Annotated in this window: 27 protein-coding genes; 16 read left to right on the forward strand and 11 right to left on the reverse strand. The window is 40.6% G+C overall.

Going from position 1 to position 24,710, the window contains the following annotated elements; all coding sequences use genetic code 11:
* Positions 1 to 118: 118 nt before the first annotated feature.
* From M3610_RS24595 to M3610_RS24635, 9 genes are all read left to right on the forward strand, one after another.
* Entirely contained in the window at positions 119 to 1,303 is a 1,185-nt protein-coding gene (locus M3610_RS24595; protein ID WP_251463225.1) for a M24 family metallopeptidase, read from the forward strand.
* A gap of 22 nt (positions 1,304 to 1,325) precedes the next feature.
* Positions 1,326 to 2,330, forward strand: coding sequence for a cyclodeaminase (locus M3610_RS24600; protein WP_251463226.1), 1,005 nt, complete (start codon positions 1,326 to 1,328; stop codon positions 2,328 to 2,330).
* A 16-nt stretch (positions 2,331 to 2,346) separates the two neighbouring features.
* A complete protein-coding gene (locus tag M3610_RS24605; RefSeq protein ID WP_251463227.1) occupies positions 2,347 to 3,546 on the forward strand; it encodes a cystathionine gamma-synthase family protein in 1,200 nt (399 codons plus the stop codon).
* Between the two features lie 35 nt (positions 3,547 to 3,581).
* Positions 3,582 to 4,829 (forward strand): M20 metallopeptidase family protein, encoded by a 1,248-nt coding sequence (locus M3610_RS24610; protein WP_098573070.1) that lies wholly within the window; start codon positions 3,582 to 3,584, stop codon positions 4,827 to 4,829.
* A complete protein-coding gene (locus tag M3610_RS24615; protein ID WP_098573072.1) occupies positions 4,819 to 5,874 on the forward strand; it encodes a homoserine dehydrogenase in 1,056 nt (351 codons plus the stop codon). Before M3610_RS24610 ends, M3610_RS24615 begins: the two co-directional genes overlap by 11 nt.
* A gap of 88 nt (positions 5,875 to 5,962) precedes the next feature.
* Positions 5,963 to 7,408, forward strand: a complete 1,446-nt coding sequence (locus M3610_RS24620; protein WP_251463228.1) for an aldehyde dehydrogenase family protein — start codon at positions 5,963 to 5,965, stop codon at positions 7,406 to 7,408.
* Between the two features lie 39 nt (positions 7,409 to 7,447).
* On the forward strand, positions 7,448 to 8,623 hold the full coding sequence (locus tag M3610_RS24625; protein ID WP_251463229.1) for a M24 family metallopeptidase: 1,176 nt from the start codon (positions 7,448 to 7,450) through the stop codon (positions 8,621 to 8,623).
* A 33-nt stretch (positions 8,624 to 8,656) separates the two neighbouring features.
* Positions 8,657 to 9,949 carry an MFS transporter gene (locus M3610_RS24630; protein WP_251463230.1) on the forward strand — a complete coding sequence of 431 codons (1,293 nt, stop codon included), beginning with the start codon at positions 8,657 to 8,659 and terminating at the stop codon, positions 9,947 to 9,949.
* Positions 9,950 to 10,175: 226 nt separating this feature from the next.
* Complete coding sequence (locus tag M3610_RS24635) at positions 10,176 to 11,177, forward strand: LLM class flavin-dependent oxidoreductase (RefSeq protein ID WP_251463231.1); 1,002 nt, start codon at positions 10,176 to 10,178, stop codon at positions 11,175 to 11,177.
* A 63-nt stretch (positions 11,178 to 11,240) separates the two neighbouring features.
* Here the strand turns inward: M3610_RS24635 and serC are convergent, their stop codons facing one another.
* The 3 genes from serC to M3610_RS24650 all read right to left on the reverse strand — a co-directional run bounded on the left by serC (position 11,241) and on the right by M3610_RS24650 (position 14,310).
* Positions 11,241 to 12,338, reverse strand: a complete 1,098-nt coding sequence (serC, locus tag M3610_RS24640) for a 3-phosphoserine/phosphohydroxythreonine transaminase (RefSeq protein ID WP_251463232.1) — start codon at positions 12,336 to 12,338, stop codon at positions 11,241 to 11,243.
* Positions 12,339 to 12,490: 152 nt separating this feature from the next.
* A complete protein-coding gene (locus M3610_RS24645) occupies positions 12,491 to 13,792 on the reverse strand; it encodes an MFS transporter (protein WP_251463233.1) in 1,302 nt (433 codons plus the stop codon).
* 137 nt (positions 13,793 to 13,929) lie between these two features.
* Positions 13,930 to 14,310, reverse strand: a complete 381-nt coding sequence (locus M3610_RS24650) for a hypothetical protein (protein WP_251463234.1) — start codon at positions 14,308 to 14,310, stop codon at positions 13,930 to 13,932.
* A gap of 115 nt (positions 14,311 to 14,425) precedes the next feature.
* Here M3610_RS24650 and M3610_RS24655 point away from each other — a divergent pair, with 115 nt between their 5' ends.
* Positions 14,426 to 14,680 (forward strand): DUF1292 domain-containing protein, encoded by a 255-nt coding sequence (locus tag M3610_RS24655; RefSeq protein WP_098573086.1) that lies wholly within the window; start codon positions 14,426 to 14,428, stop codon positions 14,678 to 14,680.
* Positions 14,681 to 14,737: 57 nt separating this feature from the next.
* Here the strand turns inward: M3610_RS24655 and M3610_RS24660 are convergent, their stop codons facing one another.
* The gene (locus M3610_RS24660) at positions 14,738 to 14,974 is read right to left on the reverse strand and encodes a hypothetical protein (protein WP_098573088.1); all 237 of its coding nucleotides are present in this window, start codon (positions 14,972 to 14,974) and stop codon (positions 14,738 to 14,740) included.
* 441 nt (positions 14,975 to 15,415) lie between these two features.
* Here M3610_RS24660 and M3610_RS24665 point away from each other — a divergent pair, with 441 nt between their 5' ends.
* The 3 genes from M3610_RS24665 to M3610_RS24675 all read left to right on the forward strand — a co-directional run bounded on the left by M3610_RS24665 (position 15,416) and on the right by M3610_RS24675 (position 17,921).
* Entirely contained in the window at positions 15,416 to 16,150 is a 735-nt protein-coding gene (locus M3610_RS24665; protein ID WP_098573090.1) for a gamma-glutamyl-gamma-aminobutyrate hydrolase family protein, read from the forward strand.
* Positions 16,151 to 16,173: 23 nt separating this feature from the next.
* On the forward strand, positions 16,174 to 17,289 hold the full coding sequence (locus M3610_RS24670; protein ID WP_251463235.1) for a cysteine desulfurase family protein: 1,116 nt from the start codon (positions 16,174 to 16,176) through the stop codon (positions 17,287 to 17,289).
* 326 nt (positions 17,290 to 17,615) lie between these two features.
* Positions 17,616 to 17,921: a BC1872 family protein gene (locus tag M3610_RS24675; RefSeq protein ID WP_098573322.1), complete on the forward strand. Its 306-nt coding sequence runs from the start codon at positions 17,616 to 17,618 to the stop codon at positions 17,919 to 17,921.
* 66 nt (positions 17,922 to 17,987) lie between these two features.
* Here the strand turns inward: M3610_RS24675 and M3610_RS24680 are convergent, their stop codons facing one another.
* Entirely contained in the window at positions 17,988 to 18,515 is a 528-nt protein-coding gene (locus M3610_RS24680) for a GNAT family N-acetyltransferase (protein ID WP_251463236.1), read from the reverse strand.
* A 49-nt stretch (positions 18,516 to 18,564) separates the two neighbouring features.
* Positions 18,565 to 19,344, reverse strand: coding sequence for a Cof-type HAD-IIB family hydrolase (locus M3610_RS24685; protein WP_180230077.1), 780 nt, complete (start codon positions 19,342 to 19,344; stop codon positions 18,565 to 18,567).
* Between the two features lie 327 nt (positions 19,345 to 19,671).
* Here M3610_RS24685 and M3610_RS24690 point away from each other — a divergent pair, with 327 nt between their 5' ends.
* On the forward strand, positions 19,672 to 19,827 hold the full coding sequence (locus tag M3610_RS24690; protein WP_155929020.1) for a hypothetical protein: 156 nt from the start codon (positions 19,672 to 19,674) through the stop codon (positions 19,825 to 19,827).
* Between the two features lie 48 nt (positions 19,828 to 19,875).
* Here M3610_RS24690 and M3610_RS24695 read toward each other — a convergent pair whose 3' ends face one another.
* The 4 genes from M3610_RS24695 to M3610_RS24710 all read right to left on the reverse strand — a co-directional run bounded on the left by M3610_RS24695 (position 19,876) and on the right by M3610_RS24710 (position 22,259).
* On the reverse strand, positions 19,876 to 20,556 hold the full coding sequence (locus tag M3610_RS24695; protein WP_098573099.1) for a zinc metallopeptidase: 681 nt from the start codon (positions 20,554 to 20,556) through the stop codon (positions 19,876 to 19,878).
* Positions 20,557 to 20,687: 131 nt separating this feature from the next.
* Complete coding sequence (locus tag M3610_RS24700; protein ID WP_251463237.1) at positions 20,688 to 21,614, reverse strand: DMT family transporter; 927 nt, start codon at positions 21,612 to 21,614, stop codon at positions 20,688 to 20,690.
* Between the two features lie 117 nt (positions 21,615 to 21,731).
* Positions 21,732 to 22,013 carry a hypothetical protein gene (locus M3610_RS24705; protein ID WP_251463238.1) on the reverse strand — a complete coding sequence of 94 codons (282 nt, stop codon included), beginning with the start codon at positions 22,011 to 22,013 and terminating at the stop codon, positions 21,732 to 21,734.
* 54 nt (positions 22,014 to 22,067) lie between these two features.
* Entirely contained in the window at positions 22,068 to 22,259 is a 192-nt protein-coding gene (locus tag M3610_RS24710) for a hypothetical protein (protein WP_098573105.1), read from the reverse strand.
* Positions 22,260 to 22,418: 159 nt separating this feature from the next.
* Between M3610_RS24710 and pdxR the strand changes: the two genes are divergently transcribed.
* Both pdxR and pcp read left to right on the forward strand, forming a co-directional pair.
* Positions 22,419 to 23,861, forward strand: a complete 1,443-nt coding sequence (pdxR, locus tag M3610_RS24715; RefSeq protein ID WP_251463239.1) for a MocR-like pyridoxine biosynthesis transcription factor PdxR — start codon at positions 22,419 to 22,421, stop codon at positions 23,859 to 23,861.
* Between the two features lie 17 nt (positions 23,862 to 23,878).
* Positions 23,879 to 24,526 carry a pyroglutamyl-peptidase I gene (pcp, locus tag M3610_RS24720; protein ID WP_251463240.1) on the forward strand — a complete coding sequence of 216 codons (648 nt, stop codon included), beginning with the start codon at positions 23,879 to 23,881 and terminating at the stop codon, positions 24,524 to 24,526.
* On the opposite strand, the gene M3610_RS24725 is transcribed toward pcp, so the two are convergent.
* Positions 24,527 to 24,710, reverse strand: a 184-nt coding sequence (locus tag M3610_RS24725; protein WP_251463241.1) for a hypothetical protein, incomplete at its 5' end; no start/stop codon positions are given. It abuts the gene before it with no gap.

The following is a 24,710-nucleotide window of genomic DNA, read 5'->3' on the forward strand; positions in this document are numbered from 1 at the left end:
ACAAGAACGTTCATACAATCTGTCAGATGAAAAACATAATTGGTATTTCGTATAATGAACCCAGATAAAAGAAATATTCAAAAAATTTAGTTAAAGTTAGACAGGAGTGAATGAGGATATGTCATTCTTAACAACTGAATATAAAGAAAGAGTCCGTAAAACAAAAGAAAGGATGATGCAAAAAGGAATTGATGTTCTTCTAATTACTGATCCAGCCAATTTAAATTACCTTTCTGGCTATGATGGATGGTCATTTTATGTACACCAGATGCTTGTCCTCATTATTGATGAAGAAGAACCGAAATGGATTGGACGGGGTCAGGATGCCAATGGCGCAAAAGTGACGACATGGCTCTCGCACGACAATATTATCCCTTACCCAGATGAATATGTTCAGTCGGACATCTTGCATCCTATGGATTTCGTGGCCGATCGATTAAAAGAGTTAGGCCAGGAAAAGCGCTCGATTGGCGTAGAAATGGAAAACTATTATTTCACAGCCAAATGTTATCAACAGCTCACAAAGGGATTACCGAATGCCACCTTTTTAGATGCTTCTTTATTAGTCAACTGGGTTCGGCTAATCAAGTCGGATACAGAAATTGAATACATGAAGCGGGCAGCAAAAATCGTAGAAAAAGCAATGCAGGCAGGGATCGATTTGATTGAAGAAGGCGTAAGAGAATGTGATGTAGCTGCCAAGATATTTTATACACAAATTACTGGAACAGAAGAGTTTGGCGGGGATTATCCTTCCATCGTACCGCTCCTGCCATCCGGAGAAAAAACGTCGACACCCCATTTAACTTGGACAGATGAACGATATAAAAATGGCGATGCAGTGATTTTGGAAATTGCGGGCTGTTACAAAAGATATCATTCACCGCTCGCAAGGACCGTTCAGATCGGTACACCAAAGGAAGAAATGAAAACCCTTTCAAGTGTTGCCGTGGAAGGCATAAATGCTTGCTTGGAGATGATTCGCCCGGGCATTGCATGTGAAGAAATTGAAGAAACATGGAGAAAAACCATTGAAAAAAGTGGATTTGTGAAAGATTCACGACTTGGATATTCAATGGGACTGAATTATCCACCTGATTGGGGCGAACACACCATGAGTATTCGAAAAGGTGATAAAACAATCCTGCAGCCAAATATGACTTTTCACCTTATACCAGGATTATGGTTGGACCATTACGGTTTTGAAGTAAGTGAGTCGGTCCGGGTTACCGAAACCGGATGCGAAACATTTGCCAATGTCAACAGAGATTTGACGCTAAAGGGGCATCAAATGACGAAATAATGTGGGGGAGGTGAACAACCCGATGCTTATTTTTACCGAAAAGGAATTAAAACAATATGTCCAAATCAATCAAGATGCAATAAAAGTAGTGGAGGATGCCTTTACTAAACTGTCCAGTAATGAAGTGATCATGCCACCAATCATGAGAGTGGACATTGAGGAACAGAATGGCGAAGTTGATGTGAAATCAGCTTATATCAAGGACAAAGAAATGTTTGCGATTAAAATTTCTTCCGGCTTTTTTAATAATTATCAGCTAGGCTTACCAAGCGGGAACGGCATGATGATTTTAATCAGCACACAGACTGGTGTACCTGAAGCTATTCTTTTAGATAATGGGTACTTAACCGAAGTTCGTACTGCCGCAGCAGGTGCAGTAGCCGCTAAATATCTGTCTAAAGAATCTATTGAAACCGTAGGTGTTATTGGTGCCGGCAGCCAGGCAAGATTTCAACTCAGGTCGTTAAGTCTTGTAAGGAATGTTAGCAAAGTATTGGTTTATGCTCGCTCCGCGGAACGCGCTCAAGCATTTGCAGCTGAAATGGCCGCAGAATTGGGAGTTGAAATCACAGCGGTGCCTGATGCGGAAACTGTCGTAAAAAACAGTGATACCGTGATTACTACAACCCCGACAAAAGAACCGCTAATTAAAGCAGACTGGCTCCATCCTGGACTACATATTACAGCAATGGGTTCGGATGCGGAACATAAACAAGAATTAGAAGCTGAGGTATTGGCGAAAGCGGATCTGCTGGTTTGTGATACAAAAGCTCAATGCGCCCGTTTAGGGGAATTACATCATGCACTAGCGAGAGGTGTACTTACAGAGAACTCGCAAATTATTGAATTGGGTGAGCTTACTTCCTTGCAGGTGGAAGGAAGAACAAGCGATGAACAAATTACAGTTTGTGATTTAACAGGTACAGGTGTACAGGATACAGCGATTGCCTTGTTTGGCTATCAAGAAATGAAGAAGAGAAATTTAGGATTAAACATTGAGGGCAGCAATTTACTAATAAAAAACTAATTGAGGAGTGGTTAATATGACAAACAAACAACCAAAAATGGGAACACAATCAGTATGGGCAGGAGAGAAAGATTATTTAGTACATGGCGCAACACAAGTTCCAGTTGTATTAAGTGTCGCTTATGGCTATGACGATATGGATGAATGGTATGATGTGGCAATTGGCAAGAAAAAAGGTCATATCTATGGACGTAATACAAATCCAACTGTTCAAGCATTTGAAGATAAAGTCAAAATCCTTGAAGGTGCAGAAGCTGCAACAAGTTTCTCAACAGGGATGGCAGCGATCAGCAATACACTTTCTACCTTTTTAGTACCTGGTGACCGCATTGTATCAATTAAAGATACATATGGCGGAACAAATAAAATCTTTACTGAGTTCCTGCCGCGCCAAGAAATTGAAGTGGCTCTATGTGAAACAGGAAACCATGACCAAATTGAACGTGAAGTTGCCAAAGGCTGTAAAATTTTATATTTGGAAACACCAACAAATCCAACCGTGAAAATTACCGATATTGAACGTATGGCAAAAGCAGGCCGAGCGGCAGGGGCGCTTGTTGTCGTGGATAATACCTTTGGTACTCCAATTAACCAAAATCCAATCGCATTAGGTGCGGATTTAGTCATTCATAGTGCGACAAAGTTTTTGGGTGGACATGCAGACGCGTTAGGCGGTGTCGTTTGTGGTTCTCACGAACTGGTTGAAAAAATCTACCATTTCCGTGAAATTAATGGAGCAACAATGGATCCAATGGCAGCCTATCTTATCCTGCGCGGAATGAAAACACTTCATTTACGTGTCCGCCAGCAATGTGAAAATGCGATGACCCTAGCAAAATACTTGGAGACAAAAGAAATGGTCGAGGCAGTTTATTATCCAGGTCTTGAAACACATCCAAACCATGATATTGCAAAGAAACAAATGAAAAACTTTGGCGGAATGCTTAGCTTTGCCGTAAAGGGTGGAGTAGATACCGTTCGCGACCTTCTTCCTAAATTACAATATGCCAACCGAGCAGCAAATTTAGGTGCGGTAGAAACAACAGTTGGACCGGCTCGTACAACAAGCCACGTAGAATGTACACCAGAAGAACGTGCAGCCATGGGAATTCCGGAAGGACTCATTCGAATCTCTTGTGGAATTGAAGACATCGAAGACATCCTTGCAGATTTCGAGCAGGCCTTCAACCATGTTGAAAGTATTTTAAAGGTTTAATAGCTTTCAATCCAGTTTTAGGAGGAAAACAACTAATGCCGGAACGTTACGATCACCCTACAGTAGTTCAAGCAAACGAGTTATCAGATAGGATTATTGAATGGCGGCGCCTGTTTCATCAACATCCCGAACTCAGTTTTCAAGAGTTCGGGACCTCAAAATTTGTTGCTGAAACGCTAAAGAAAATTGATGGATTAGAGGTTGAAACGGGTATTGGTGTAGAAACGAGTGTCGTAGCCACATTAACGCAAGGCGTGGGCCCTGTGATTGCCATCCGTGCGGATATGGACGCACTGCCAATTAAGGAAGAAAACACCCATCATTTTAAATCAGAAAATGAAGGAATCATGCATGCATGTGGTCATGATGCCCACACATCTATATTACTTGGTACAGCCCATCTTCTTGCAAATAAATTTAAAAAGGAAGAGTTGAAAGGAACTATTAAATTTATTTTCCAACCGGCTGAGGAAAGTACGGATGACAAAGGCCTATCAGGTTCGCCGTACATGGTTCAAGCCGGTGCTTATGACCAAGTAGATGCTGCGATTGCCCTTCATATGTGCCCATGGCTTCCTGTTGGGGCAGCACAAGTGAACGATGGATACAGCATGGCTAATGTCGATGTGTTTTCGGCGAAAATTTTTGGAACAGGTGGTCATGGCGCCTATCCAGAACTTGGAACGGATCCCATCTGGATGCTCGGGGTTGTCATGCAAGCATTGCATGGAATCGTTGCTCGTAAAATACCAGCATTGGAAGCTGGAGTCATCAGTATTGGTCAGATCCATGCGGGGACGGCAAGCAATATTATCCCAAATGAAGTGAATATCTCAGGAACGATTCGCAGCTATACACCAGAGGTCAGGGATTTATTGAGTGCCGAATTAAATAAGGCTCTCTCTGTGGTTGAATCGTTGGGTGGAAGTTTTACGCTCGATGTCGAAAGAGGAGAGCCGGCTTTATTCAATGATACTCGTGTGAACAGTTACTTATTAAAATCGATAGAAGAAATGTATCCAGAGTGCCAAATTGTAAGGCGTCCCTTTGGGATGGGCGGTGAAGATTTCGGCTATGTGACACAAAAGTTACCGGGAGCATTATTTTTCCTTGGAAGCGGCACAGCGGATGGAATCAAAAGAGATTTACATACTCCCATCTTTGATATTGATGAAAACAGCCTAGCGATGGGTGCAGCTATTCTAGCACAAACTGCTGTCCATTTTTTAAAAGATGAATCTAATTCACCAGTTAATAAGGAGGGAAAGGCACATGTCTCATAAACTAGCTTTTATCGGATTTGGTGTAGTTGGTCAAGGGTTAGCAGAAATTCTGCTTGATAAAAAAGAAGAATTGAAACAAAAAGAAGGCTTTGAAGCAACTGTAGTTGCTATTTCCGATTTTCTGAAAGGTTCCATCTATCATCCCAATGGTCTGGATTTAGAGGTCGTATTGAAAACCTTAAAAGAAACCGGGAATTTGGAAAACTATCCGCAGTCACCAGGATTAATCACTGGATGGAACAGCCTGCAAACGATTGTTGGTACAAATGCAGATACGATAATTGAAGTGTCATATACCGATGTAAAAACTGGCCAGCCGGCGATAGATCATTGCAAAGCCGCATTTGAAAGTGGAAAAAATGTTGTCATGACAAATAAAGGTCCGGTAGCTCTTGCTTATAAGGAACTATCAGAAATTGCTGAGAAGAATGGTGTTTATTGGGGATTTGAAGGCACCGTTATGAGTGGGACCCCATCTTTAAGAATGCCTATTGTTACTTTGGCTGGAAATGAAATTAAAGAAATTCGCGGTATTCTAAATGGTACGACCAATTATATCTTAACGAAAATGGAACAAGAAGGTGTCACCTATGAAGCTGCCTTAAAAGAGGCACAGGCGCTTGGCTATGCGGAAGCGGATCCAACTAGTGATGTGGAAGGTTATGATGCAAGATATAAAATTGTCATTCTAGCGAACTATGTCATGGGTATCCCGTTAAGCGTTGAAGATGTTTCTTGCAAGGGAATTACTGAGATTACATTAACCGACATTGAAGAAGCAAAGGCAGAAGGAAAACGATGGAAGCTGCTGGCTAAAGTCAAAAAGGAAAACGGAACGATTATTGCTTCCATCGCACCAGAAAAGGTGGATATCACGGATTCCTTAGCATCCATTGGCGGCGCAGTCAATGCGATTACATATGAGTGTGATTTACTAGGACCTGTCACACTAAGCGGGGCGGGAGCCGGAAAAACAGAAACAGGATTTTCACTTTTAATTGACTTGATTAATATCAACCGTGAACGTAAACCCGTAACTGTGTAAGGAATGGAACTTCCCTATGCTCAAGACGGAACCGGACAATTCTCAGGAGTCACTAATTAACGTTAATAAGAGAAGGGCGGGAATGATTATGTCAGTTCAAATGGCAGGAAAGAAGATGCTGCTTGGTGGAGAATGGGTGGGGCGTGACCAGATTATTGAAGTGCGTGATCCACAAGATAACAGCTTAATAGATACCGTTCCAGCTGCATCAGCTGAAGATATGATTCGCTGTATTGAGGAAGCTAAGGAGGGTGCAAAGCTTGCCGCAGCCATGCCCATCCACGAGAGAATGAGAATCCTCAATGCAGCAGCGGATTATATTGAAATGCATCGAGAAAGATTTGCTGTTACCATCTCAAAAGAAGGCAGTAAAACAATCAGGGAAGCAACCAAAGAAACAACTAGATGTATACAAACCTTAAGAATCAGTGCAGAAGAGGCAAGAAGAATTAATGGTGAAACGATCTCCTTTGATCAAATGCCAGGAAGTGAAAACCGAATCGGGTATTACTATCGCTTCCCAATTGGTATTATTGGCGCAATCACTCCGTTTAATGATCCATTAAACCTTGTTGCACACAAAGTAGGACCAGCGATCGCATCTGGTAACGCGATTATCGTGAAACCAGCTACGGTGACTCCACTAAGTGCCCTATTGCTTGCCGAAGCCTTTGCACATGCAGGACTTCCTCCGAAAGTTTTATCCGTCATAACAGGTTATGGGCATGAGATAGGGGATGTTCTAGTAACCCATCCCGCCATACGAATGATTTCCTTCACCGGAGGACTGGAAGCGGGGGAAAACATCGTTCGAAAAGCAGGGTTAAAGAAAATTAGTATGGAGCTTGGATCCAATTCCCCAGTGATCGTATTGGAGGATGCTGATCTAGAAGAAGCAGTCGAATCAAACGTGTCCGGTGCGTTTTGGGCAGCGGGTCAGAATTGCCTTGGTGTGCAGCGTCTCTATATTCAAGAGAGCATCATGTCTAGTTTTCAAAAAAAGTTCGTCACTCGTACGGAGCAATACATTATCGGTGATAAACAAGTACAAGAAACGGATATGGGTCCGCTAATTAATGAAAAAGAAGCGAAGCGTGTGGAAGCTTTAGTGAATGAAGCTATTGAAAAAGGGGCCAAGCTACTGACGGGCGGTCATCGACAGGGTGCTTTTTATACTCCTACTGTCCTAACCAATATTCCTGAAAATTGTAGAATCGCTAACGAAGAAATTTTTGGACCGGTTGTTCTTCTTTATCCGGTACAGGATTTAGACCATGCCATTCAAGAATCTAACCGAGTTGATTTTGGTCTGCAAGCGGGGATTTTTACTAAAAATATTGAAAATGCCCACCAGGCGATTGCGCAAATGGATGTTGGCGGCGTTATGATCAATGACAGCAGTGACTATCGAATTGATGCCATGCCGTTTGGCGGAGTGAAGAAATCTGGATTAGGCAGAGAAGGAATAAAGTTTGCCATCCAGGAAATGACCGAACCAAAGGTCGTATGCTTTAAGCTATCTGACCGATCATGATAAAACAATACAACTAGCGATTATGGGGGGGATTTTCTAATGTCATTTTCAACTATTGAATATAAAGAAAGAATTCGCAAAACAAAAGAGAGAATGATCCAAAAGGGAATTGATGTCCTTCTTATCACGGATCCAGCCAATATTAATTACCTATCTGGCTATGATGGATGGTCATTTTATGTCCATCAGATGCTCGTTCTAATCGTTGATGAAGATCAACCAATGTGGATTGGGCGAGAAATGGATGCTAATGCAGCAAAGGTAACCACATGGCTCTATCGTGATAATATCATTCCTTATCCAGATGAATATGTGCAATCGGAAAGTAAACATCCGATGGATTTTGTCGCAAGTATTTTACGGGAAATTGGTCATGATAATCGCTCCATTGGTGTTGAAATGGAAAACTATTATTTTTCAGCTAAGTGCTATGAACAGCTGAAAAAAGGTTTAGTGAATGCCACTTTTACTGATGCCACCTTACTAGTAAATTGGGTGCGCCTCATAAAGTCGGATGCTGAAATCGCATATATGAAAAAAGCTGCAATCATCGTTGAAAAAGCAATGCAGGCTGGCATCGAGTTGATTCAGGAGGGTGTCAGAGAGTGTGACGTGGCTGCAAAAATTTTCTATACTCAAATCACAGGAACCGAGGAATTTGGCGGTGATTATCCTTCCATTGTTCCTTTGCTGCCTTCAGGTGAAAAAACTTCTACTCCGCATTTAACTTGGACCGATGACCGTTATAAAGATGGGGACGCTGTTATTTTAGAATTAGCGGGTTGCTATAAAAGATACCATTCGCCATTGGCACGGACCGTTCAGATTGGAAAACCGAAGCCTGAAATGGAAACCCTTTCAAAAGTTGCCGTCGAAGGGATCAATGCTTGTTTGGAGATGATCCGTCCAGGTATTGCTTGTGAAGAAATTGAAGAAACTTGGAGAAAAACGATTGAAAAAAGCGGCTTTGTAAAAGAATCGCGTCTAGGATATGCGATGGGTCTGAATTATCCACCGGATTGGGGCGAGCATACAGTGAGCATACGAAAAGGGGACAAAACGATTTTGCAGCCAAACATGACTTTCCACCTCATTCCAGGATTGTGGCTTGATCATTATGGCTTTGAAGTAAGTGAGTCGATTCGAATCACAGAAAACGGCTGTGAAACCTTTGCCAATCTTCCAAGGAACCTGACATTAAAGGAATTTGTTTAGCGAGTGGAATTTAATAAAGGGGATGGTGCATGTATGAAGAAGGCTACAATGGCGACTGCAATTGGCAATCTTGTTGAATGGTATGAATACGGTATTTATAGTTATACTGCAGCAATTATCGGATCCCAGTTTTTTCCGGAAGGGAGCGGTACAACTGCTTTACTTTACGCTTTTGCGGTGTTTGCCATTTCGTTCTTCTTTAGACCATTGGGAGGCTTGATTTTTGGATCAATTGGTGATCGCTTGGGTAGAAAGAAGATATTGGTCATAACCATTATGCTTATGTCACTGTCAACAGCTGCCATTGGTCTGGTTCCACATTATGGAACCATTGGTGTAACGGCAACAGTGTTGCTCATCATTCTACGGATTGCCCAAGGGTTGGCTGCAGGCGGGGAATATACAGGTGCTTCTGTTTTTATGAATGAGTCTTCTCCTTCAAATCGCCGGGGATTATTCACTAGTTTACTTGAATCAGGATCTTTGTTGGGGTATATCATCGGATCTGTTTTTGTCGCTATTCTTACTTCTATTCTAAGTACTGAAGATATGGCAAGTTGGGGCTGGCGGATCCCATTTATTTGTTCACTGCCATTAGCGTTAGTAGGTATGTACGTCAGAACGAAAATTGATGATACGCCAACATTTATAAAAATGAAGGAAGAAAACACCTTATCAAAGAATCCTCTCAAAGAGATGTTCTTAACAGCACGAAAACCTTTAGTGATCTCATTTTTAGTAGTGGCGTTCGCAAATGGAGCTTATTATACATTATTGACCTATCTTCCATCTTACTTTGAGACGCAAGTCGGTTTATCGAGTATGGAATCAATGATTGTTACTACGCTAGGAATGGTATTAATGCTCATTCTTATTCCAATATTTGGTGTAATGAGCGACCGGTATGGAAAAAAGCCTTTTCTATTATTGTCATCTGGATTAACGATTCTAACAGCCATTCCAATCATTGCTTACGTTTCTAGTGGTGCACCATCAGGTCCATTGGTTGGTTATTTTGCTTTAGATGTAATCGTTGCTATTTTTATAGGTGTTTTCCCATCCACACTGCCAATGTTGTTTCCAAATCGAGTACGAAACACGGCATATGGAGCTTCCTACAATGTTTCAACAGCCATCTTTGGAGGGGGAGCGCCATTCATCATTACAACATTACAGACATCTACAGGAAATAAATTAATGCCTGCCTTCTTCTTGATGGGTACCGCCTTAATGGCAATCGTGGCGATCATGTATTTACCGAAAGTTATTAAAAACACTAGTATAAATGATAGTGATGCTTCAATTGAAAAAACTAAAATCATTTAATGGGAATTTTATCTCCTTCAAAGTGAAATTTTTCCATTTGCGCTAAACTAAATAATCGACCTCCGCCGGATCCTTATTAAGGAGTAGGCGGAGGTCTTTTTTTATTAAATTAGGTTTTCTATATTTTGTGAAAAATGATAAACAGAGGCAGTTAAGCATTTATTTTTGATTTCTTCTTTCCTATTGTTACTATAGTAATATTCTCTCTAGGGAAAGGAATGATAAAATGACAACTATTCAAATACCTTTATCTGTCTTAAATTTAGCACCAATTCGAAAGGGGCAGAACCCAAGTCAAGCGATTGAATCAATGGTCGAACTTGCACAAGCGGTTGAAACAATGGGCTATCAACGTTATTGGATTGCAGAACATCATAATACTGCTACACTTGTGAGTTCAGCTACATCTATTTTGATTAAACATGTGTTAGAGCATACCAAAAGCATTCATGTAGGTTCTGGCGGGATAATGCTGCCAAATCACTCTCCGCTTGTGGTTGCTGAACAATTTGGCACTCTAGCAACTATCTATCCCGATCGCGTTGACCTTGGACTCGGGCGGGCACCTGGTACAGATATGATGACGGCAAACGCCTTAAGACGCTCGAAAAATGATTCAGTTTACACCTTCCCGGATGATGTAAAGGCCTTGCTTACATATTTTGGCCCAGCAGAACAGCAAAGTTATGTCAAAGCCTATCCTGGTGTTGAAACGAATATACCTATATATATCCTAGGATCTTCAACAGATTCCGCATATTTAGCAGCAAGCTTGGGTCTTCCGTATGTATTTGCCTCCCACTTTGCACCGAGATACATGGAAGAAGCGATCTCTATCTATCGGAGTCGATTCCAGCCATCTGAATATTTGGATAAACCATATATGATGGTTTGTTTAAATGTTATTGCTGCCGAAACAGATGAAGAAGCCCAATTTTTATCGACAACAATGCAGCAATTTTTCCTCAATGTCGTTCGTGGGACGCAAAATCCATTACAGCCGCCAGTTGAAAGTCTGGATGAGATTTGGACCCCGATGGAGAAAGAAATGGCGGCAACGAAGCAAAGTGTGACATTAATCGGAAGTAAGGAAACTGTCCGCCAACAGTTGACAGCATTCCAAGAGAATTATCACGTCGATGAAATCATGGCGGTATCGTATATTTATGACACAGAAAAACAAAAACGTTCGTATGAAATATTGAAAGAAGTAGTTGACGGTAGATAATGAAAATAAAAAAGACCAGAAGAGACATTTTATCTCCTCTGGTCTTTTTGTTGTACAGAAATCTTAATTATTTTCTGATTGGAATTTAATCATAAACTCTTTGAATGCCTGGCAGGCTTCCACTGGTACCGCATTATAGGCTGATACTCGGCATCCGCCAATGGAGCGGTGTCCGTTTACGCCGACAAAGCCTTCCTGTTTCGCTTCCTCAAGGAATTTCTTTTCTAAGTCTTTTGATGCTAAGTTGAATGTAATATTCATGAGAGAACGGCTTTCTGGTGTGGCATGACCAATATAAAAACCATTACTAGCGTCGATTGTATCGTAAATTAAGTTCGCTTTTTTCTCATTCAGCCTCGCAATGGCATCCAAACCGCCCAATTCACGCGCCCAGTTTAATACCTCTCCAAGCATATAAATACCAAAAGTCGGCGGTGTGTTATACAAAGAATTATTTTTAGAGTGGGTGCTGTACTTTAACATCGTTGGGATATTTGTGTTTGCTTGTTCAAGGAAATCCTTGCGAATAATCACAACGGTTACGCCTGAAGGGCCAAGGTTTTTCTGGGCACCAGCATAAATGAGCGCAAACTTGCTGACATCAATTGGCTTAGACAGAATATCACTTGACATGTCAGCGATTAATGGAACATCACCAGTATCTGGGAAGTCCTTCCATTGTGTACCATAAATCGTATTATTTGAAGTTACATGGACATATGCGTCAGATGAATCGTACTGTAATTGATCGATGGCAGGAATGCTGCGGTAGCTGCCTTCTTTCGTAGAAGCCGCATGGTAAACTTCACCAAATAGTTTTGCCTCGGTGAAAGCTTTCTCTGACCAAGAGCCAGTCATGACATATGCTGCTTTTTTACCTGTTTGTAAAAAATTCATCGGTACCATTGAAAACTGAAGACTAGCACCACCCTGCAAGAAGAGTACTTCATGCGTATCAGGAATAGACAGAAGCTCCTTTAAGCTGTCAATCGCCTGATTATGTACCTCTTCATAAGCTTTGCTGCGGTGGCTAAGTTCCATGACGGACATGCCCGTACCACGAAAATCAATTAATTCTGCCTGAGCTTTTTCTAAAACAGAAATGGGTAATGCAGAAGGACCTGCGTTGAAATTATAAGCACGTTGGACTTGCAGTTTCATTTTTATCACTCCATTTTTTCTTTTCTATGACTATACCACACATATAAAATTCCGAAAATAATTTTAATTGTGAAATAGTGAATTTTTAAATATTTTTTTCAAAATAACAAAAAGAAATAGGATGTCATTTCCAGAAATCCTAATTCTTCTCATCAGCTTATTTCCTTTATTTTTTGATTACTACGAGACCAGATAACGACAGGAATAAGCAAAAGGGAAAGAATTGCTCCAGCGAATGAAAGCCCTGCGTAACTTGTTTGTGCGACCACCATTCCGGATAGGGCTCCCCCAGAAGCCCCTGCTAAAGCAATCAAGACATCTACCGCTCCTTGAGTTTTGGCACGTGTTGAGGGATGAGTGGAATCGACGATTAATGCAGTCCCACTTATTAAACCAAAATTCCAGCCAAGTCCAAGCAAGGAAAGCGCGACGATTAAGAGAAGCATGGAATCTGAAGGAGCGCTGCCAGCTAGTAAGCCCGCCGAAAGAAGTGTAGCACCAGAAGCAATGGCCATTGCGGTTCGACCGACTTTATCCACGAGAATACCTGTGATGAGAGAAGGAAGATACATCGCGCCAATATGGAAGCCGATGACCATTCCAACCTCCCTTAGACCATGACCATGATGTTTCATATAAACAGGTGTCATCGTCATGATTGCGGTCATGACAATTTGCGTTAACACCATAATGGTTGCTCCGACAACGATTCCCCGTTTATTCATTGCAAGATTACTAGATTGCTTCTCAACAGGATCACTCTTGTCGATGACCTGCCGATCTGCAAGGGCGTTGGCAACAATCAAAGGATCTGGCCGTAGAAAAAATAGCAGGACTAATCCTGCCAGTAGAAAGGCTGCAGCCCCTAAAATGAAAGGACCAGCAAGAGCAGGGACACCTATAGAGATTGCAAATCGGCCCATGACGTCCACCAAGTTTGGTCCTGCCACTGCCCCAAAGGTCGTTGAAACCATGGCGATACTGACAGCGGTCGCTCGCTGTGTGGGCTTGGCTAAGTCTACCCCTGCATAGCGTGCTTGTAAGTTTGAAGCAGATCCCGCACCGTATACAAGGAGTGATGCAAAAAGAAGAAAGATATTACTAGTAATGGCTGAAACAATGACTCCAACTGCACCAATCCCGCCGGTCAAAAATCCTCCCGCAAGACCAATGCGACGGCCAAATCGTTGGGAGGCACGACCGATTAGCAGCGCTGCTCCTGCCGAGCCAAACGTTAACAATGCTGCCGGAATCCCTGCATAACTGTCTGTCCCTAACATTTCTTGGGCAAGGAGTGCACCAACAGTAATACCAGCAGCTAATCCAGCCCCACCAAAAATTTGTGACATGACGACAATGAGCAATGTCCGGCGATATAACTTTTGCTGCTTTTCTGGTGAATCGACGTAGTTCTGCAACCAAGCTGGTTTTGAATTTTTTGGATTATGTGACACACTTAAACCTCTTTCTTTTTAAAGGTTGATATTTGTTTTTTATTTTAACAAGAAAGAAAAGCAGTTTATATAGAATAGTGTCGAAAAATTCAAAACTTGTTCACGCTTATAATTCATATAATTCCAGTTCTAATCATTTATTTCTGTTTATACTCAGCATCATATGAATTTTCACCGGCATGAACTGAAAGCAGTGTGTCCGCATAACCAACGAGCCGATTGACCAGTTCATCTGCAATCGCGTAGACGAGCAGGTGAGCATCAGGTTTATGTAGCACTGGATTGTCAATAATCACTGTAGTATTAATAAAAATTTCTCGATTTCCGTATAGATTATAATGAATCATGGTTTTTCCAGCTGCCCCGCCTGATCGTGGATCTGAGTAGCCGGGCAAGAAAAGATACCACTCTTCAGCAGTTGCAGAACGGAAATTTTTTGTGAAAGTCATGCCATGGATTACTCGTTCAATTTCTTGTTGTTTCTCGGGTGAAACTGCTTCAATAATTTTGTCTGTCATAATGGTCTCCTCTCGCATTTTTATTTTGCCCAATTTACTACGGATAGTAAAAACTATAAATTTCCATCTAGCACATTCTTTGTTAAGGGAACAATACTTGTTGAGGTGAGATAGGATGAAACGTGATGAACCACGTGATTATATAACGATTCAGGATACCCAAGGGAATCTTAAAGATTATGCTGTTGAAGCATTGTTTGATATGGAGGATGAATCCTATGCGTTATTAAAGGCTGAGGATGAAACCATCGTTATGAAAATAGAAGGAGAGGAAGGGAATCAAGATTTAGTGGGTATTAATGATCCTTCCGAAAGTGAAGCGATATTGGATGCATACCAAATCGCCGTGGAACATGCTCCAGCAGAATAAAACAAAAGCAGCGAAAGGTACCTCCAGAAAACCGAGGGCCTTTCGCTTGATTTTTTTTCAATAGTAATTAAAACCAAGATAGATGATATAAATGATGATAGCAGTCATTGCGATTATCCAGACAAGAAAAACTGGATTTAATAAATAAGGATGTCTTTGTGTGCCTTCATTAATTGGAGTATCAAATTCTCCTGATTTAGTACTTACCATTCTTCCAGTACCCAACGTAACAACTAAACCGATGATTAAGACTAACAAGACAATTCCGGCCAAAATCAGATGCCAATTATTCATGAGAACCCCACCTTTTTTATCATATAATTTGAGAAAATGTGGCGAAATATACATAACTAGGTTTAAATTTCTTCAACTAAAAAAAGCTGAAAAAGGGTACATTCCCTTTTTCAGCTTTTTTTAGTTTAGGTCCGTTAATTCTGATGAATGAACCAATTGTATATTATGTATACTATCGACTTCCTTAATTTCACAGAATCCTGAAGTGTACTTATAAAGGATTAAATATTTCTTGCCATTGTAAAGAACATACTCCATTTTATCTCCATCCCTTGACAATATTTATATTATTTTATATAAGTCGTACAGAGTAATCTATGAAGGTTATTTAAAGATTATGTAAATTTTTTTTGAAGTTCAAATAGCAGCTCATTCAAGAATATAATCTATTAGAATGATTATGGTAAGATATTGTTGTTAGCATGTTAAGGGGGAAAAATTATGAACAAAAAACCAGTTATCGGCATTACGGGTGCCTATGTAAAACATAACGAATATATGGAAGGTGTCTATGTGCACCATGATTATCATAAATGTGTTGCTGCCAATGGAGGAATACCTGTCATTCTTCCTTACATTAACCCTAAGATGGCAATAGAAACGCTCGCCTTATGCGATGGACTCATTCTCAGTGGAGGAGAGGATGTCGATCCGAAACTTTTTGGACAGGATCCGCATCCACACTTGGGTCCAACTACACCGGAGCGGGACGTGGCAGAGATTGCGATGGTGAAATACGCGCTTGAAAACAATATTCCGATCCTTGCCATTTGCAGAGGCGTTCAGATTTTGAATGTTGCTCTTGGCGGTACGTTAATCCAGGACATCCCGAGTCAAGTCAAGGAACCCATTCAACACAACCAGAAAATTGATAGAAGTCGAGATACTCACTGGGTGACCATCGCCACCGATAGTAAATTATTCGAAATGGTCGGTTCTGAACGAGTACGTGTGAATAGTCTCCATCATCAAGCCATTGATAAGGTGGCTAATGACCTTCGAGTTGTTGCCCAGTCATCCGATGGGATTGTTGAAGCAGTGGAGTATATCCATCCAACCACCTTTACGGTCGGTGTTCAGTGGCATCCTGAATCAATGGCGAGTACAAACCATGAAATGAACAATTTATTCAAAGATTTTATTAACAGTATAGTTAAGGTCCCAGCTTCTGTCTAAGGGGAAAGGAATTGAATAACTAGATGGAAAAAATTTATCTTGATTACAATGCCAGTACACCGATTGCTCCTGAAGTATCCGCGGCCATGAAGCCATTGTTAGATCAATTTTATGGAAACCCGTCGGCCTTACACTGGGCAGGGTTACCAGTAAAGGAATTATTACATCAAACCCGAGCACAGGTTGCGGAATTAATTGGCTGTTCCCCCAGAGAGGTTATTTTTACAAGCGGAGGCAGTGAAGCCAATAATCTTGCATTAAAAGGTTATTTTTTAAAAAATCGGCATAAAGGCAACCATATCATTACTTCCAAAATTGAACATCCTGCGATTATGAATCCGTGCAAATTCTTAGAACAAATTGGGGCAAAAGTCACATATGTAGACGTTGATCGGAATGGGAAGGTTACACTAGAAGCAATAAAAAACGCAATCACAAAAGAAACCATTCTGATTTCGATAATGCACTCCAATAATGAAACAGGTACATTGCAGCCCATTATGGAGATTGGGGAAATAGCTAAGGAACATGGGGTTGCTTTTCATACGGATGCTTCCCAATCGGTTGGAAAAGTTCCGGTGAATGTGAATGATTTGAAAGTGGATATGCTAACGATTGCCGGCCATAAGCTTTATGCACCTAAAGGAATTGGCGCGTTGTATATACGAGAGGGAATCCATCTGGAACCGCTTATCCATGGAGCGGGCCATGAGTTTGGCCTTAGGGCAGGTACCGAAAATACTTTATTAGCGGTGGGCTTAGGAAAGGCCTGTGAGATGGCTAAACAACACGTAGAAGATTGTGGAATAAAAGAGTTAACCGATTATTTTTGGATGCAATTAAAGGAGAAGTTCGGCAATCAGGTAGTATTGAATGGCCATTTGGAGGACCGTCTGCCGAATACTTTGAATGTCAGTTTTGTAAGAAGAGTGGGTCAAGAGATATTGGATGCGATCCCTCAGTTAGCTGCGTCCACAGGGTCTGCTTGTCACGCGGGAAGTATAGAATTATCCCCAGTTTTAAAGGAAATGGGTGTTTCTGAAGAAGTTGGAATGGGTGCCATCCGTTTTAGTTTAGGAAGGTATACGACGAAAGATGAGATTGACCAAGTAGTGGAATCGATTAAGGGGATTTTGTGAAAGTCTTACGAATGTAGCTGCTGGTGAACGCTAACATCAAGCAGGCATGAAAGGCGTCAATTTGTAATAGTGATTGACGACCGAGCTGTCTCGTTTCGGATCATACCGGTCGCCAATAGACGTATTGACGACTGACCGACGACATTTCGGCTAATATAGGTCGCCAATAGCCCCGATTGACGACCGAACTGGCTCCTTCAAGCAAACTGTGGTCATCTATACCTCCTCCACACCTTAGAAGTGTCACAAAATTGAAATTGATTACGAGGAACAGGCACGATGAAAATGGTAAAATAAGAAAATACAGAGGAAGGAGCCAGAATGAAATGAACCAAGTAGAAATTATTGCTCGTAGAATACTAGGCTGGAAGTTAAATAGATGGGACAGATGGTTTGATTTTGAAAAGGGGACATTTATACCAGTTTCAGATTTTCAACCTGAGCAAAATCTCGAGCACGCGATGCTCATCGTAGAAAAATTAAAAGACTTCGGTTTTACCTATACAACCAATGGGAGCACTGAAGTTTGCTTTAACAACATATGTGAAACGGGCGACACACTGGCTCAAGCCATCAGCAATGCAGCCTTCACCATCGCTGATAATAGCTCGATCGCTGAGGAGTGGCTGTAATAAGTACATATAAAAAGCTTGTAGATTATATCCATATGGATCAAATCCTACAAGCTTTTATCGATTCTACTTGCTTCGTAATACAGTTATAAACCCATCCAAGATCTCATGACTGACCGAAAATCCCTTACGCTTGTAAAATTCCAGCGCGTCATTATTGCCGTTAGAGACAAAGATAAAATAATCCTCGACGTCATCAAATTGTTTTAACCACTCCATCGACATCTTGAAAAGTGTAGACCCAACTCCATACTTCCGATACTCGCCCTTAATATAAAATTGCGATAAACAACCAACATTTGGACTACGAACTGTAGACATGTCAAAAAAAGTAGCAAAATCATTAGAATAGGTCTCTTTTGGCGAGATATTAGAATAGACGTACCCAACGACTTGTTCGCCATCCTTCACGATCACGATATAATTATGAATGGCGCTATTAATCGAAGGGACCAGGCGGGTGTCAAAGTTCATGCTGTCAAACAGTTCGGGTGTTATGTAAGCTTTCGACTTTTGAAAGGCCATTAGTTCATTGCATACATCCCGGCAATATTCTATTTCTTCGTCCGAGATTACATCATATGATAAATTCATGATTGCTCACTCCTTATCTCCCATTTCAAAACTGAAAAGAGCTCTCGGTTTAAATTAAACCAAGACGCTCTAATCCATAACGGACACCGTCTTCTTCGGCGGAGAGTGTGACCATATTGGCCATTGCTTTCAATTCATCACGGGCATTTCCCATGGCGACTCCCATTCCGACTAGTGACAGCATTTCCATATCATTTAAACCATCGCCAAAGGCAACGGCCTCATCAGGTGCAATCCCAAGTTTTTCTAATAATTTACTAAGTCCCACTGCTTTGTTTGAGTTAGACAAATTTACATCACAGGTTCGTGCCCCTGAACTCCATCTGCGGAAATCCAGTTCTGGAACCTTTGACTGATAGGATAATTCCTCTTCCAGATCGCAATGAAGGAAGATTTGATAAATATCCTGGTCTTTCCAAAATTGCGGCGGGGCCAGCTCCGGTTTCCATGGATCATGCTGGTACGCTTCTACGACGAAGGGATGTTCTAAATGCGTGACTTTAAAACTCGTATCGCCTAAATAAGTCAGCGGATGTTGTAAGTCATTGGATAATTGATGGACTCTTTCTAATACTTGCTTATCAATCGAACTCTTGTATATTTCTTTTCCTTCATGGAAGGCAAAGGAACCGTTAAAAAAGACCATCGAGTCGACCCCAGTTTCTTGAATAATCGACTCAGTAAAGTAAGGTGCTCTCCCGGTAGCAATCACCACTTTCGTCTGTTTCTCTTTTAACCTCTGGATGGCATCCTTTGTGGCATGACTAAGTGTTTTTCCATGCGGGAGGATGGTTCCGTCTATATCTAAGATGACAACCTTATAATTCATAAAACACGCTCCCATAAATTCTTTCACAGATATTTCTATAGCAAAGTATAACATGTTCCAAGAAAAACCCTATGCAAAACACACCTAAACAGGAACATTTATGATCGATGGGGGTCTATTATATAGGTTCAGGATATTCCCAGTCAAATTTAACAGAAAATCCGACTAGGTATGTTCCATTTTTTTATTAACAATAATTACATTATGTAAACTTAGAGGCGGAATTTGAAAAGGATTCATAGAACATGAAGGTCTCGGGCAAAATGTGATAATGATAATGGTTTCTTTTATGGATAAAACACAACACGCATTAGGGGAGGTATTTCTGTGGATCAAATAGAAAAAAAGCGAAAACTACTTCGTGATTACGGCTATCCTGAAAAAGCCATTCCGAGATTAATGGAGGAAATAAGTTCGATGGACTACAATAGGCTGGAAAAATTGATTTTGCCATATAACGACATAACGTCAGAAAAATCCTAATAACTGAAGCAAAAAAAGACTCCAACCCAGGAGTCTTTTTTTAACTTCTTAATCTTCATTATTTTGCATTCCAGTAAACATGAGTACAAAACGGAGTAATTCTGCTACTGCTACTACAGTTGCTGCTACGTACGTAAGCGCAGCCGCGTTTAGCACTTTTTTCGCTCGATACTCTTCTTCATTTCTAATCAGACCAGAACCAACCATTACATCCAGAGCTCTGGAACTCGCATTGAATTCGACAGGTAACGTAACTACCTGAAACAGGACGGCAGCGCCCATAGCGATAATTCCAAGTAATAAAAAGTTGGCAGAGGATAAGAGAATACCGATTAAAATCAAGATAAATGAAAAATTTGAGCCAATATTTGCGACTGGTACCAATGCATGTCTTACACGTAAAGGTACATAACCATCCTTTTGTTGTAAACAATGGCCAACCTCGTGAATGGCAACGGATATCGAAGCAATCGAGGTCCCATGGTAGTTCGTTGAGGAAAGCCTAACACTTCTACTTCTTGGATCGTAGTGGTCCGATAAGTGACCTCTCACTTCTTCTACAGATACGTCGTATAAGCCATTTTGATCCAAGATTCTTCTAGCAGCCTGGGCACCCGTAAATCCAGAAGATGAGCCTACTTTCAAAAATTTAGAGTAGGTACTCCTTAAATACATCTGCACAAATATTGGAATTATCATGATTAGAATAAAATAAACGATAAAACCCATAATGCATACTCCTTCTCAAGATGCTATTTTATATACATTATTATACTTTAAGGGACACTTTTTTAGTAATAATGTGCTTGTTAAAAAAAGGACTAACCAATTTGGTCAGTCCTTTTACTCGAGTATTTTAATTAAATAGCACGGTTGACCGTACTTATTTTTTTCTTAAATATCTTCGGATTTGTTCCAATATAAACACCAGATAGGACAAAGGCTGCTCCAATTCCGTGAGCCAAAGTGAAGGTTTCATTTAAAAAGATGGTTGCCATCAAGACGGCCGATACTGGCATGACATTAATAAAAATCGAAGCTTTTGCCGCACCAATTTCCTTGATCCCGTAATAATACATAATAAATGCCACCACTGTTACGAAAATACTCATGTGGGTGATGGCTATCCAGGTTGAAATGTCAGCATGCTGTACATCTTTCCAAGTGGTTTCCACTAATGCAAATGGTAATAAAAATAATGTACCAAAAGCTACGGCATAAGTAGTAGATTCGACTGAACTAAATTTTTTTAAAACCACTTTGCCAACGACGCTGTACAAGGCCCAACAAATCACCGCACCAAGTAAAACAAAATCGATCGTTTCAAAGCCTATCTCCACCAGTGAAAGCACATGACCATCTGTAATGATAAAAGTTACCCCAATAAGAGCAGTCACCATACCAATTATATGGTTCTTGGTAATCGTCTCTTTTAAAAAGATGCCTGACAAAAGAACAATTAAAACTGGATTTGACGCAATAAATAAGGAACTCTTAATTACCGGTGCATGTTTGGTAGCAATAAAAAAGCATATATTATAAAGTGCTATTCCAGTTAAACCTAAAACCGCAAACAAGCTATAGTCTTTAAGAGTAGGCCTGATCCGATTTTTTTCAGTTAACCACATCAGCGGGAACAATAGGACAGAAGCTCCTAAAAAACGTAAAAAAGCAACTGTAGCCGGTTCAAAGTCTTGAACAGCAATTTTTCCAGCAATAAATGCACTTCCCCATGTCGCCGTAGCGAAAATCAACATTCCATATATAAGCCATTGCTTTTTTTTCATGTATGTCCCTTCAATCTATTAAAAGTAATAATTAGAATTGTAACATTTTTTTCGGATTTCGAAATAATTATTTTTAATAGATTTTGAATTATGCGATAAATAGGGGAGAGTTTAAAATTATTTCTTTTGTTTATTTCTAAACGAAATAATATTTGACTTTAAGGATGCATAAGTTCCAATCGCTGCATATCCGTAAAACCAGCCCATAAAAATACCGCCAAGAGTGTTGTGTTTATGACTAATAAAAATTGAAATTCCTAATCCAAAGAGAAGTGCAATGGTTGGCACAAACCACTTCGGTAATTTGAAATATAGCTTTATTAGTTGAGTTAATACAATAATGATGGGAATCGCAAAAACTGCATCCCAAAAATTTGTTTGAATGGCAGGGAAATCCACAGCAGAACACACCTTTTTTTACTTATTATGTGTGTTCTGCTAAAGATTTATGATTTAGCTTATACTGATATACCAAGCCAAGCCCCCAATTGCAGCTAAGATGACAATGGCATAAATAGCCGTCAACCGTATCGTGTTTTGTTTTGTGGAACTTTTATAGTCCTCATCCGGTTTCCCAGTAAGTGCTAAGGTACCAATTAGGGCACCAATTAAAACAACAATGATAAGAATCATGCCAAACGTCATAGTATTTCATCCTCACTATATGATAAAATTATTGATTTTTCATTAGACATAGTATGATTCCTATATTAAGGTTAAAGTTATAAAAAATGACCAGCCAATTACTAAAAAAATGGACCATCCACTTTTACTGTCATAAGTGATTGGAAAGGAGTGAGTTGGGTGGATTGGAGACCCGATCGAACAACTAAAAGACCAATTTATAAACAAATTGCTGATTACATTGAACAAGGTATTGCCACAGGCCATTTTTCACCGGAAACCATGTTACCTTCAGAAAGAGCCTTAGCTGAAGAGCTGCAAGTGAATCGTAGTACAGTGGTAGCCGCATATGAAGAACTGCAGTCAATGGGGATTGTTGAGAGAAAAAAAGGTAGTGGGACCATTGTGAGTACGGATATTTGGGGGCTCGAACATAGACGGATTCCAAACTGGGGTAGATATTTGGAGCGTGGCTCATTTCTTCCCAACCTTCCTGTTGTTCAAAGAATTCGTAAGGAAACCCAAGATAATGACCTTATTAATATGGCAAGTGGTGAATTGTCATCTAGTTTATTTCCAAATGAGCAATTCCAACATATTCTATCCGCGCATCCTTTTACAGGCTATCTTGGCTATGACGATCCGCAAGGAAATGAAGAATTAAGGTGTACGATTGCCGATCATGTGAATGAATATAAGAAAATTAATACAACTTCTTCTTCGATTCTTATCACATCGGGTGCACAGCAAGCACTGCATCTGATTGTCCAATGCCTGCTTAAACCTGGTGACGCTGTGGCAATTGAAGATCCATCCTATTGTTATTCTCTGCCCATTTTCCAGACGGCAGGTTTAAAAATCTTCCGATTGCCTGTGGATTCAAATGGGGTAAATCCAGAAGACCTTGTTCAACTACATAAGAAACATAGAATAAGAATGGTATTCCTAAATCCGGATTATCAAAACCCAACGGGAAAGGTTCTTTCCCTGCAACGGCGTCAACGAATTTTAAATATTTCAGCAGAATTTGGAATACCAATTATTGAAGATGACCCCTATAGTTTGACCTCCTTTGATGGAGTGGTAAATCCATCGTTAAAATCAATGGATGATAATGGGAATGTTCTATATATTAGTTCGTTGTCGAAAATTATTGCTTCAGGATTACGAATCGGTTGGGTTATTGGCCCCTCAAAGGTCATTCAACGGCTTGCTGACGCCAAACAACAAGTTGATTTTGGACACAGTGTATTTCCTCAATGGGTGGCGAACGAATTTCTCAAGTCACAGTCCTATGATACACATATACAATTTTTAAGAAAACAGCTTGAACAACGGAGAGATCAACTTGTTCAAAGTCTTAATCAACTATTGGGTGAAAAAGTTTCCTTCTCTATTCCAGATGGGGGGATTCATCTGTGGTGTAAAGTGAACAGACCTATCGACGTGCAGAAATTACTGGAGGAATCAATCAAGAAGGGAATTGCCTTTGTCCCAGGAAATGTTTTAGGCACTGAAAAAGGGTGTCTCCGTTTTACCTATGGCAGGGCGGAAACAAATTTGATTCATGAGGGAATTAATAGATTTTCACAGGCATTAAAGAATCTACCAGCAAATAATTAGCAGAAAGGATGATGACGATGAAAAAGATACTTATTACTGGCTTTGACCCATTTGGAGGAGAGCCCGTTAATCCTGCGCATGAAGCGGTAAAGTTATTACAAGGAAAAGAAATTGCAGGCAGCGAAGTAATCACAAGAGAAATCCCCACGGTTTTTGGCAAAGCGATTACTAGTCTTAAAGAAGCGATCGCTGAACTAAATCCAGATATAGTCATTTGTGTCGGCCAAGCAGGGGGGCGTGCCACAATCACGCCTGAACGTGTGGCGATTAATGTAGACGACGCCAGAATCCCAGATAATGAGAATAACCAGCCAATTGATAAAGAGATTGTCCCGGGGGGACCAACAGCTTATTTCTCTAAATTGCCAGTCAAGGCTATGGTGAAAAAGATGACGGAGAACGGAATTCCTGCTTCCGTTTCAAACACAGCTGGAACATTCGTCTGCAATCATATTTTTTATGGGTTGATGAATCTAATTGAAACTAGCAGCAAGGACATCCGAGGCGGCTTTATCCATATTCCCTTTATCCCTGAACAAATTGTCCGTAACCCCGGTCAACCAAGCATGAGTCTAGAATTAATTGTAAAGGGTCTGGAATTATCCATTGAAGCTGTAATTTTAAATGAGCAAGATATTGCAGCAGTTGGCGGGGAGATTAGCTAATTAAAAGGCTGTGTTAAAGGTTAATACTGATTTCAGAACTCTGTTGATTGGAGCGGAAGGCACGAAGACTCCTGCGGGAGTACGGGGCAGGGGAGACCCCGCAGGAGCAAAGCGACGAGTTATCATGAACGAAACTAGCTCCTTACTCGTAACATCGTAGATTAATTTGGTTAGAATGTTTACT

Source organism: Neobacillus sp. MER 74, from assembly GCF_023714155.1.